We start from the raw sequence: 10,514 nt of genomic DNA on the forward strand, positions 1-10,514 counted from the left end.
GCGCAAAGAAGTGTGGCGACGGGCATGAAACGCCCGGCATCTTCCTTTCGCCAAAAATACTTCGGGGTGAATGTGGCGTCAGCCGCAGAGGGGCAGCACCCCTATTTCAATCGCATATGGGCAATGATCTGACCATGATCAGAGGCAAGCTTGTTATAGGGGGCCTCTGGATGGCTGCCGTCGGTCAGATGATCATTCAGAACGCTGAAATATTCCATCTCGCCAATCCGATCGGCAAAGTCGGGATGGAAATGCCGCGACAGATAGATCTGATCGATGGATTCAAAGGCACCACCAAAGGCTGACGTATAGACCATGTCGCGCAAACTTTTGCGCACAAACAGTTTTTCGGCAGAGTGCAGGCGTTGGGCCTCCACATTTTCGGTGATTTGCTGATGCTCTTCAGCACTGTAGCGGTCGTTATAGTCCTTGGCGTCATGACGCAGCATCCAGCCGTAATTCTTGAACGGCGCTTCGCCGGTGATGATTTCTGAGCTGACTGCATCTTCGCCATCGTTGAAATCACCCGTAACCACAACCGGGTGGCCCTTGCGGATCTCGCTGACAATTTCGCGGCGTAACACCCAGGCCTCTGCCATTCGGCGCAGGGCTGCGCGCAGGCTGCCCAGGGACCGACCCACCGGATCATACCGGGTTAGGTCAGCTTCTGGCGCAAATCCTGCGCCATCGGGGGTGATGAATTCACCGAGCTTTGATTTCAGGTGGCAGGTAAAGACCGTGATGGGCTGGCCCTCCACCGGCACGCGAACCTTCAGGATCGGCCGTGACAGCCGACGAAGCCGGAAAAACCCGGCATCCTGATCGCCGTCCAGCCCGCGCAACGGGGAGAAAGGAATATCCAGCGGTTCGGGCAGGTCCTGAATGACCTTTGGCGGGCCTTCAAACCCAAAACGCGACAGGATGGCGACGCCGGGGCGACGTTGGCCGGGGCCCGCATCAGCGCTATTGGCGGCAAAGGCGATCGCCGCGTCATCATACCCCGTCACCGCCAGTCTACGAAAGATCGCCTTGCGGTGATAGCGTTTGGACTTATCGGGGATGGCGGCGTCATTTAACAGGCGGGCCCGCTGGTTTGCCTCTTTCACTACCGACCGCAACGCTGCCTCTTCGAATATCTCCTGAAAGCCGACGATATCGGCATCCATGGAAAACAACTGTTCGGCCAGCCAATCCTCTTTCCAGGCGTATTCCTCGGGCGTGTAGGTTTGGAACTTGTAGTATTCCTTGTCCGCACCGATCAGATTTTTGACGTTGAAAGAGGCAATCGTGAAACGAGTCATAGGGCACCATAGTTGCTGAGAGCGGTTTGAAAGATATCCGGGTCCACATTGCCGCCGGTGGCAACGCAGATCACGGTGTCAGAATCGAGCTGATCCGGGTGAAAGAGAGCCGCCGCCAGCGAACACGCCCCCCCGGGTTCCAGTGTGATTTTCAGACGCAGAAAGGCCTGCGCCATGGCGTGCATACAGTCCTGATCCGGTACGGCGATGCCTGCCCCACACAGGCGCTGCATGATCGGGAAGGTCAACTGCCCCGGTGTTGGCGTGACGATGGCATCGCACAGGCTGCCGGACATGCGCAGATTGCGTTCATGTTTGCCCGATCGCAGCGAACGGGCAACATCGTCAAAGCCCTCGGGCTCAACCGTCCGGGCGCGCATTCCGGGGGCCTTCGCCTCTAGCGCCAGCGCGATGCCGGATGTCAGGCCGCCGCCGCCGCAATTGATCAGAACCTCGGCTTTGTCGATCCCCAATTCGGCTGCCTGCTCGGCAATCTCCAACCCGGTCGTGCCTTGCCCGGCAATGACCAGTGGTTCGTCAAAGGGGCGGATCAGGGTCAGACCACGCTCGGCAGAGAGGCGTTCGCCGATCTCATCTCTGTCCTCCCGGTCGCGGTCATAGAGCACCACCTCGGCGCCCAAGGCGCGGGTGTTGTCGATCTTTAACCGTGGCGCATCGGCGGGCATGATGATGACCGAAAGAATGCCATGAAGCTGCGCCGCATAGGCCACGCCCTGTGCGTGGTTGCCAGAGGAAAAGGCGATAACGCCCTTTGCCCGCGTATCCGTATCCAGGGCCGATATTGCCGACCACGCACCACGAAATTTGAAACTGCCAGTGTGTTGCAGACATTCCGGTTTCACAAATACACGCCGCCCAGCGATCTGATCCAAAAACGGCGATGACAGCAAAGGGGTGCGGCGGGCGTGCCCCTTCAACCGTTCTGCCGCGGCGGTGATCATGGTAAAATCTGTCATGCGATGCGATCCAGGAATTTGGTTAAAATATCAAGGCTTTCAGGCTCATCCAGGAAGGGCACATGCCCCCGATCTGGAACATTGGCAAAAAGCATGTCGGGGCGGCGGTGTTTCATCTTTTCCGCCACTTGCAGGGGCAGAAGGTCAGATCCCGCCCCGCGGATCAGGGCCAAGGGCAGGTCGGCAAAGCAATCAAACAGGGGCCACAGGTCAGGGGTTTCCTGTCTGGCCTGTTCGGCCACGGCCTTCCTGAGCGCCGGGTCATAGTCGATCCCCAGGCCGCGTTCGGTTTTGGGGTAAAAGCGTTCGACCTCTTCCATCCACCGGCTCTTGGGGACGTTGGCAAATCCGGTCATATATTGCGCGCGCGCGTTGGCGGCATCCTCGTGGGTTTTCTGGGATGGTCGGCGGCCCAGATAAGTCATAATGAATTTCAGGCCATCGGGGTCCAGTTCTGGCCCGATGTCGTTCAGGCATACACCAGAAAGCCGCGATTTGGCCGTTGCCGCCAGTATCATCGCCACCAACCCGCCGCGTGACGTTCCCAAAATCGCAGTGCGTTCCAGCCCCAGATGATCCAGCAGCTCAACCACATCCTGCGCCTCGCGCATGACCGTGTAGGTGCGATAGTCGGCCCAGTCAGACCGTCCCCGCCCGCGATAATCCAGCCGGATTAACCGAAGCCCGGTCAGGTGTGGCGCGACATAATCGAAATCAGTGCTGTTGCGGGTTAGTCCTGACAGGCAGAGGAGCGATGGGCCGGCACCTTCATCCCTGAAGGCCAGTTTGATGCCATCCGATGTGGTGAAATACGCCATATCCTCACCCCGCGCCGATCAGATCAGGAATGGCGGACAGGTCGGTCAAGATATGCTGAGGGTGCCATGGCAGGCGATCCATAGGATCACCGGACCGGTTGACCCAAACGGTTTCAAATCCGTAGCCCGAAGCCCCCGCCGCGTCCCAGCCGTTGGAAGAGATAAATAACACCTCCTCAGTCCGGCTGCCAAACCGCTCGCCAACCAGATCGTAAACCTTAGACGCGGGTTTAAAGACGCCGACCTGCTCGACCGACAGGACATCGTCCAGATGCCCTTGGATGCCCGCGTTACTTACCGCGGCGTTCAACATCTCTGGTGCGCCATTAGACAGTATTGCACAGGTCAGCCCCCTGTTTTTCAACCGGTGCAGCATTTCGGGAACTTCTGGGTAGGCCTCTAACTCCCGGTATAGTGTCAGCAAGCGGTCACGCAGGTCGGGATCAGACAGATCCAGCGCCTCCATCGCCCAATCCAATCCGTCTTGGGTGACTTGCCAGAAATCCGTATGGGTGTTGGTGATCGCCCTTAACCACGTATATTGCAGCTGTTTTTGTCGCCACAACTCTGCCAGTTGCTGCCAGTTGTGTCGCAAGGTCTGATTTTCAGAGGTCAGGGCCACCCGCCGCGCGGCTGATCCCACGTCAAAGAGGGTTCCGTAGGCGTCGAATATGCAGGTTGTGATGGGCATGGTGGCTTCGCTCCTGGCGTGGAGATTTGCACAAGGCCCGCCCCGGCGAAAGGGGAGAGCGCATGAAATTCCCACCCAAGCCTTTACAATCAGGACCGCGTGGGCAAAGTTTACCGCTCTTGTCGCCCCGACGGGTGGCCAATTGACCCCTGTATCGAAAGACATCTCTATGACCGCTATCAAAAAGGGCGACGTGGTTCGCATTCATTACACCGGCACCCTGACAGACGGTTCGGTCTTTGACAGTTCGCAAGGACGTGATCCGCTGGAATTTGCTGTGGGATCCGGCCAGATCATCCGTGGGTTGGATGCGGCGCTGCCGGGATTGCAGGTCGGGGACAAGAAAACTGTCGAGATCGCCGCTGATGATGCCTATGGCCAGCCCGATCCGCACGCGCGGCAAACCGTTGCGCGGAGTGATATTCCTGAAGAGATCCATCTGCATGTGGGCACCCAGCTTCAGGCGCAGACCCCTGAAGGGCGGATCATGAATGTGACCGTGGCAGAGCTGTCAGAGACCGAGGTGACGTTGGATGCAAACCATCCCTTGGCAGGCAAGGATCTGACCTTTGCCTTCGAAGTTGTGTCGATCAAGGCAAGCTGACGCCGCCCTCTTCCTTTCGCCCTAAATACCTTCGCCAAAGGCAAAGAAGCGCCCATGGGGCGCGCTTCAAGAAATAGGGCGCGCCGTAGGCTATCAATGGTCGGAGTGGTGGAGAACATGTTTGAAACCTTGCGCGCCTAGGAGGGCCAGGACGCATCAAACTTATTCATCAGAATGCGACACCACAGTTGAGACGTAAGATTGATTGAGAAGTTTCTGCATTTGCCATATTCAGGGTGTGAATTTGAGGAACGAAAATGCGATTGACGAGTTTTACAGACCTATCTTTTCGGGTGTTGCTTTTTGCGGCTTCAAGTCAGGAAAGACTGGTGACGATTGATGAGATGAATGAATTTTACAATGTCTCGAGAGGACATCTGATGAAGGTCGTCAATACGCTGACGCGTGCAGGCTTTCTGGAGGCCGTTCGCGGTCGTTCTGGTGGATTGCGATTGGCTTGCGCGCCTGAAGATATCAATCTGGCATCCGTTGTTCGGACGACAGAAACAGACTTTCGTTTGGTCGAATGTATGCGTGTCGACAATAAGTGCAGGCTTACTTCCAGATGCCGATTGACGGCCCCCTTGAATGAGGCGATGGGGGCGTTTCTGGATGCATTGGGCAAATACACATTGGCCGATATTCAACTGGAAAAGTCGGCCTTTCTAAATTGATTCTAAATTTACCCTACTGACCATATTGGCGATATGTATGTCGGAAGCGACGTGCAGATCTTACAGTATTCTTTCCGCGGTGCGTAAGGTTAAGCATCTGATAAAATTTATTTAAATTTTATATTTCGATCGCTTTTGGCGGGAAGGAAAATTGTTACGAGTTTAACAAATATTTTGTTTACATCTTTTATTAAAGATATATATAAAATACCTGTTATAGCCAATTAGGGAACGGGAGACATCAATATGGCATCAGATACAAAAGGCGGGCTGGACCGTCGGGATTTTTTAAAAGCGGGTACGGTTGCCTCTTCTGCCGCGGCATTTGGTGCATTCGTAGCAGCGGGAAATAAAGCGGCGGCGGCATCGGGAAGTGCTGCCGGAAGCGCTTCGTTGATCAGCGCATCGCTGAGCGAAGCAGAAATCGCAGCGCTGCCTCGTGTGAAGCAAAAACTGGTTGCACCCCCATATGCGCCAGAGTTCGAACAAGTAGCCAGCGGCGGTCCGAAAGTCGTAGAAGTGACCATGGTCATCAAGGAAATGCGTTGGGAGGTTGATGACACAGGTGCAGAAACCTGGGCGTTGACATTTGACGGATCGGTCCCGGGGCCGCTGATTGTCTGCCACGAGGGTGACTATGTTGAGTTGACGCTGATCAACCCGGCGGACAGCACCATGGAACACAATATTGACTTCCACTCTTCCACAGGTGCCCTTGGCGGTGCGGGACTTACGCATGTGCTGCCCGGCGAGCAGGCCAAGCTGCGCTGGAAGGCGATAAAACCGGGGGTTTTCGTTTATCACTGCGCACCCGGCGGACAAATGATCCCGTATCACGTGGTGCACGGAATGAATGGTGCCGTAATGGTATTGCCGCGCGACGGCCTGAGCGACAAGGAAGGGAACTTGCTATCCTACGATGACGTTTTCTACATCGGCGAGCAAGATTTCTATATCCCCAAGGACGAAAACGGCGATTGGAAAGTCTATGAGAGCGCGGGCGAAAACTTTGCCGACGTTCTGCCGCTGATGCGCACCCTGACGCCGACACATGTCGTCTTTAACGGCAAGGTTGGTGCGATAACGGGCGAGCACGCCCTGAAATCCGCCGTCGGCAGAACCGCATTGTTTATTCACGCGCAATCAAACCGGGACTCACGCCCGCATTTGATTGGCGGTCATGGCGACTATGTATGGGAAGCAGGATCGTTTGCAGATGACCCGGCAACCGGGCTTGAAACATGGTTTATTCGCGGCGGTTCGGCCGGTGCGGCGCTCTACACATTCCGACAGCCGGGGGTCTATGTTTATCTCAACCACAACCTGATCGAAGCGGTCGAACTTGGCGCAGCGTGCCATGTCGTTGTGGACGGGGAATGGGACAATGACCTGATGGCGCAGGTCGAAAAACCCGGACCGATCCAAGCATAACAATCCGACCAGGGAGAGAAGAAATGAGGCTGCTGGTTTTTCTGGCATGTTGCATCGTCACGGCAGTTGTCGCCTTCGCGACGGGGCGTGTGGTTGCGCCAGGGTTGCCTCATTTCTTTGGAAGGGTGACGGCATTCGCGGGTACGCCTGTGGATGTCGGCCACGCGATCGAGGAAATCGTCGTTGAGTTGCCTCAAGGCGCCGGTCAGGCCTCTCGTATTTCGGTCGCAAAATATGAGGTCACATTCGCCGAGTGGCAAAAATGCGTCGACGCTGGCGCATGTGGCTACATTCCGAAACGGCGAAACTATGTAGAAGACGACCACCCGGTTTCGGGCATCAGCTGGCACGATGCCCAGCAATATATCGCTTGGATCTCTCGGGAAACCGGCATTCAGCACCGCCTGCCGCTTGAAGATGAATGGCGCGCGCTAGCGGTAGATGTGCTTGATGAAGAGGTCGATAAACTTTTCGACGATCCGAGACTCGCATGGGCTGCAGATTACGCAAATTTCGGCAAACGCGCAGAGCGTCGCACCAGGCCCATCGGGCATTTTGGGTCGGAAGAAAATGGTGTGGCCGATATATCCGGGAATGTCTGGGAATGGACCGACAGCTGCTGGCGCGCACCATCATCGGGCGGCGGCGCTGACGCCCGAAGCAATTGCGGTGGCGTACGTGTTCTGGCCGGGGCTCACATGACGTACCAATCTGAACTGATCAGGGTGGTGCCAACGGGTGGCTGCTCTATCGGATTTCCACCCGCAAATATCGGGTTTCGTTTAGTTCGGGATCTCACAGAGAGTTCCCCAGCCGCGTACCCGCTAAAACTGTCAATGGTATCAAAAAATTAATCCCACCACTCACTCACACCCACTAAGAAGAGGAAACCAAATGAAATATTCAGTGCTGTCTGTGTTGTTACTTATTGTGATCAGCTCCTCGGCCATCGCCGAAGGTGATGTTGCGAAAGGGGAATCCGTGTTTCGAAAATGCGCGTCTTGCCATTCAAACGAGGAAGGCAAGCGCAAGCTAGGACCATCTCTCTTTGGCGTGGTTGGACGAGAGGCCGGATCGGTAGAAGGCTATCGGTATTCCAGCGCCATGGCAGAAGCTGACTTTGCCTGGGATGAAGAAAGCCTGACAGCTTTTCTGGAAAACCCCAAGCAGTTCGTTCCGGGCACGAAAATGGCCTTTGCCGGGATCAAGAAAGAAGAAGACATGCAAAACCTTCTCGCCTATCTGGACACACTTCAGTAATCGCGGATCGACATGCTGAAACACCTTCCAGAAAAAACCCTGGACCTGCGTCTGGCGTTCACGTGTTTAGTCGTGATCGCCGCGTTTGGTTTTGCGATGGGCAATCAATTCGTCGACGACCAAAAACAGTCGGCCGTTCAGCACAGCGCACCCACCATTAATGTGGATACACAAACGCTGCAGCGCGTCGTGTTGCAGTCGCATCAGGGCGTGGCGACCAATTGGGGGAGCTATGCAGGTTCAATGCGTGTGGTGTTCTTTGGCTACACATTTTGCCCGGACATTTGTCCCATGGGGTTGGCAAATGTCGCCGGGGCACTTGATATTCTGGATGCGCGGGGAGTCGCACTAACACCAATTTTTGTTACGGTTGATCCAGACCGTGATACCCCCGAAGTTCTGAACGAATATGTCGGGTATTTTCACGATCGGTTGGAGGGTCTGACGGGAAAAGATAACCAGATTAAAACGCTCGCGTCGGCATTTCTGGCGTATTATGAAATCAGTTCACAAACGCAGGATGATGAATATTATTTGATCGATCATACAAGCTACATCTATCTGATCGGCGAAGACGGAAGTTTGCTTGGCTACTACCCCGAATCCAGCCGACCCGATCAATTGTCCGACGCCATTCTCACCGATTTAAACGCCAACAAGGTCTATTAAGCTGGTCACCGTCATTCTGCACATGATCACTAATTTTGATATTGTGTAGGTGTTTCTGCGGCCCTTTGAGGCGACAGGCGTATCAGTTATCTTTTGATCTGTTCCCTTAGCGTCGGCGTCAAGCTGATGTCTCTATCGTTCTACGCTCTCAGAGGCTCTTTTTTGAGCAACCGTTGCCTTGGCAGATTAATCCCGCCCGGGAATGTCGAACTTGATGGACTCGCCGCAACCGCAGGCTTCTGACACATTCGGGTTGTTGAACTTGAACCCTGCTTCCAGAAGGGACGTCTGGTAGTCGATCTCTGTCCCGAACAGGAACATTTGGGCCATGGGGGCGATCATGACGCGGGCGCCATCTTGTTCGATCACCTCATCATGAGGATTGATATCTGCGGCATATTCCATGGTGTATTCCATCCCGGCACAGCCGCCCTTCTTCACCCCAATACGCAACCCCTGATGGCCCTCGCGGTCCATCAGTTTTGCGATCTGTCGGATCGCAGCTGGGGTCATGGTGACGGCTTGTTTGCCGGGGATTCCGAACATGGGATGTTCCACTGGGTTGGTTCGATTTAGACTTAGGGGTCCTTTGATGGGTTCTCAAGCCCCGGACTACATGAATCCAAGTTCCAAACGCGCTTCGTCTGACATCATATCCATGCCCCAAGGGGGCTCCCATGTCAGTTCGACGCTTACGGTCTTGACGCCCGGCAGCGGTTCGACAGCCTCGGCCACCCAGCCGGGCATCTCACCAGCCACCGGGCAGCCGGGTGCCGTCAGCGACATGGTGATATGAACATCGCTTTCCTCGCTGATCTCAACAGTGTAGATCAGGCCAAGATCATAGATATTCACAGGAATTTCAGGGTCATAGACCGTACGACACGCCTCTACCACCTGATCATAAATCGGATGATCGGTGCTGGATGGCTTGATCAAAGGGGCCCCTTCCATTGGGGCTTCGGCTGTGTTGGCCATGGAATCCTCGTCTATTACCTGAGTGAAGATATAAGGATTAAGCCTGAAGCCGTCCAGAGCCTGAATTTGCTGCTGAATGTCGCAGCTAGGGCCAAATTTACCCCTTGCGCTCGGGGGGCGGGTGATAGTAAGACGCCGCCACTGCGGAGAGGTGGCCGAGTGGTCGAAGGCGCACGCCTGGAAAGTGTGTAGGCGGGAGACCGTCTCCAGGGTTCGAATCCCTGTCTCTCCGCCACCGACAAATCTCTCCATTTCCGGTACTGTTTTAGCCAAAATTCCCACGCGGGTCTTGTCAGAGTAATTTTGTCCTGAGCCTGGCAAGGCGGTTTTCTAGCGACAAGGTATGTCTAAACCAAATCCTTTTCGCTGTTTTCGCACGAGCCCCGAGATCATCAAGTTAGTGGCCATGATGTATGTCCATTTCCCACTGTCACTTCGCAATGTGGAAGTTCTTCTTCATGAGCGTGGGATCGATATCAAGGATGCGTGCATATTCTAATTGGCAATGGCATCTGGATGAAATGTTCGTGAAGATCAACAAAGAACAACACTATCGGTGGCGGGGGGTTGATCACGAGGGAGAGGTTTTGGATGTTTATGTTTCCAAGCGCCGGAACCGCAAAGATGCATTGAAATTCTTAAGGAAATTGATGAAGCGGTAAGGTCAACCGAATGTCATCGTAACTGACGAGCTTGGATCCGATAGCTCGGCAATGAAGGGTATTGGGAACTCTGATCGGCAGCAGACGGGGCGATGGTTGAACAACAGAGCCGAGAACTCACTTCTTCCGTTTCGACGACGAGAGCGAGTGATGCAACGCTTCCGTCCACGCCTCTGTCTATAACCTCTTCAACTCGGAACGCAGCCTATACTCAAGACCAAACTTCAAGCGAAACCGTGCCGCTGCTCTCGCTAGGTGGCGCCAACTTTGTTTGGTTTAAAGGGCAGCGTCACTGTCCTTGTGGAGACTGGTTCGAATTCGTCGATCGGCTTAGAGATTCCAGCCCTTCAGCGGCGGTCCTTTCGTAGTTGATGGGTGACTTATACCCCAATGCCGAGTGTCGGCGAGAGGGGTTGTACCAGCCTTCGATGAACTCGAAGCAGGCGATA

The 10,514-nt window shown here is 55.0% G+C and carries 12 protein-coding genes, 1 tRNA gene and 1 pseudogene; 8 read left to right on the forward strand and 6 right to left on the reverse strand.

Translation table 11 applies throughout. The features are described from left to right. Positions 1-101: 101 nt before the first annotated feature. The 4 genes from AC2D8P_RS09435 to AC2D8P_RS09450 are packed head-to-tail and all read right to left on the reverse strand — an operon-like array spanning position 102 to position 3,787. The gene (locus AC2D8P_RS09435) at positions 102-1,301 is read right to left on the reverse strand and encodes an endonuclease/exonuclease/phosphatase family protein (RefSeq protein ID WP_484702230.1); all 1,200 of its coding nucleotides are present in this window, start codon (positions 1,299-1,301) and stop codon (positions 102-104) included. Continuing rightward, entirely contained in the window at positions 1,298-2,278 is a 981-nt protein-coding gene (locus AC2D8P_RS09440) for a threonine ammonia-lyase (protein ID WP_484702233.1), read from the reverse strand. The genes AC2D8P_RS09435 and AC2D8P_RS09440 overlap by 4 nt, the downstream gene beginning before the upstream one ends. Beyond that, positions 2,275-3,096, reverse strand: a complete 822-nt coding sequence (locus tag AC2D8P_RS09445) for an alpha/beta fold hydrolase (RefSeq protein WP_484702235.1) — start codon at positions 3,094-3,096, stop codon at positions 2,275-2,277. The genes AC2D8P_RS09440 and AC2D8P_RS09445 overlap by 4 nt, the downstream gene beginning before the upstream one ends. Before the next feature lie 4 nt (positions 3,097-3,100). Then, on the reverse strand, positions 3,101-3,787 hold the full coding sequence (locus AC2D8P_RS09450) for a haloacid dehalogenase type II (protein WP_484702236.1): 687 nt from the start codon (positions 3,785-3,787) through the stop codon (positions 3,101-3,103). A gap of 169 nt (positions 3,788-3,956) precedes the next feature. Between AC2D8P_RS09450 and AC2D8P_RS09455 the strand changes: the two genes are divergently transcribed. From AC2D8P_RS09455 to AC2D8P_RS09480, 6 genes are all read left to right on the forward strand, one after another. Then, positions 3,957-4,391 (forward strand): FKBP-type peptidyl-prolyl cis-trans isomerase, encoded by a 435-nt coding sequence (locus AC2D8P_RS09455; RefSeq protein WP_484702238.1) that lies wholly within the window; start codon positions 3,957-3,959, stop codon positions 4,389-4,391. A gap of 257 nt (positions 4,392-4,648) precedes the next feature. Then, positions 4,649-5,065 carry an RrF2 family transcriptional regulator gene (locus tag AC2D8P_RS09460; protein WP_484702240.1) on the forward strand — a complete coding sequence of 139 codons (417 nt, stop codon included), beginning with the start codon at positions 4,649-4,651 and terminating at the stop codon, positions 5,063-5,065. 246 nt (positions 5,066-5,311) lie between these two features. Then, a complete protein-coding gene (gene nirK / locus AC2D8P_RS09465) occupies positions 5,312-6,496 on the forward strand; it encodes a copper-containing nitrite reductase (RefSeq protein WP_484702242.1) in 1,185 nt (394 codons plus the stop codon). A 23-nt stretch (positions 6,497-6,519) separates the two neighbouring features. After that, on the forward strand, positions 6,520-7,350 hold the full coding sequence (locus AC2D8P_RS09470) for a formylglycine-generating enzyme family protein (protein WP_484702243.1): 831 nt from the start codon (positions 6,520-6,522) through the stop codon (positions 7,348-7,350). A gap of 40 nt (positions 7,351-7,390) precedes the next feature. Next, positions 7,391-7,756, forward strand: a complete 366-nt coding sequence (locus tag AC2D8P_RS09475) for a c-type cytochrome (protein ID WP_484702245.1) — start codon at positions 7,391-7,393, stop codon at positions 7,754-7,756. Between the two features lie 12 nt (positions 7,757-7,768). Then, the gene (locus tag AC2D8P_RS09480) at positions 7,769-8,425 is read left to right on the forward strand and encodes an SCO family protein (RefSeq protein ID WP_484702246.1); all 657 of its coding nucleotides are present in this window, start codon (positions 7,769-7,771) and stop codon (positions 8,423-8,425) included. A 186-nt stretch (positions 8,426-8,611) separates the two neighbouring features. On the opposite strand, the gene AC2D8P_RS09485 is transcribed toward AC2D8P_RS09480, so the two are convergent. Continuing rightward, positions 8,612-8,971: a HesB/IscA family protein gene (locus AC2D8P_RS09485; protein ID WP_484702247.1), complete on the reverse strand. Its 360-nt coding sequence runs from the start codon at positions 8,969-8,971 to the stop codon at positions 8,612-8,614. A gap of 66 nt (positions 8,972-9,037) precedes the next feature. Then, positions 9,038-9,403 carry an SUF system Fe-S cluster assembly protein gene (locus AC2D8P_RS09490; RefSeq protein WP_484702249.1) on the reverse strand — a complete coding sequence of 122 codons (366 nt, stop codon included), beginning with the start codon at positions 9,401-9,403 and terminating at the stop codon, positions 9,038-9,040. A 145-nt stretch (positions 9,404-9,548) separates the two neighbouring features. Between AC2D8P_RS09490 and AC2D8P_RS09495 the strand changes: the two genes are divergently transcribed. Beyond that, a tRNA-Ser gene (locus AC2D8P_RS09495) sits at positions 9,549-9,638 on the forward strand. A 108-nt stretch (positions 9,639-9,746) separates the two neighbouring features. Beyond that, positions 9,747-10,345 (forward strand): annotated as a pseudogene (locus tag AC2D8P_RS09500) (IS6 family transposase). The last annotated feature ends 169 nt before the right edge of the window (positions 10,346-10,514 follow it).

The organism is Roseovarius sp. YIN77, from assembly GCF_057219155.1.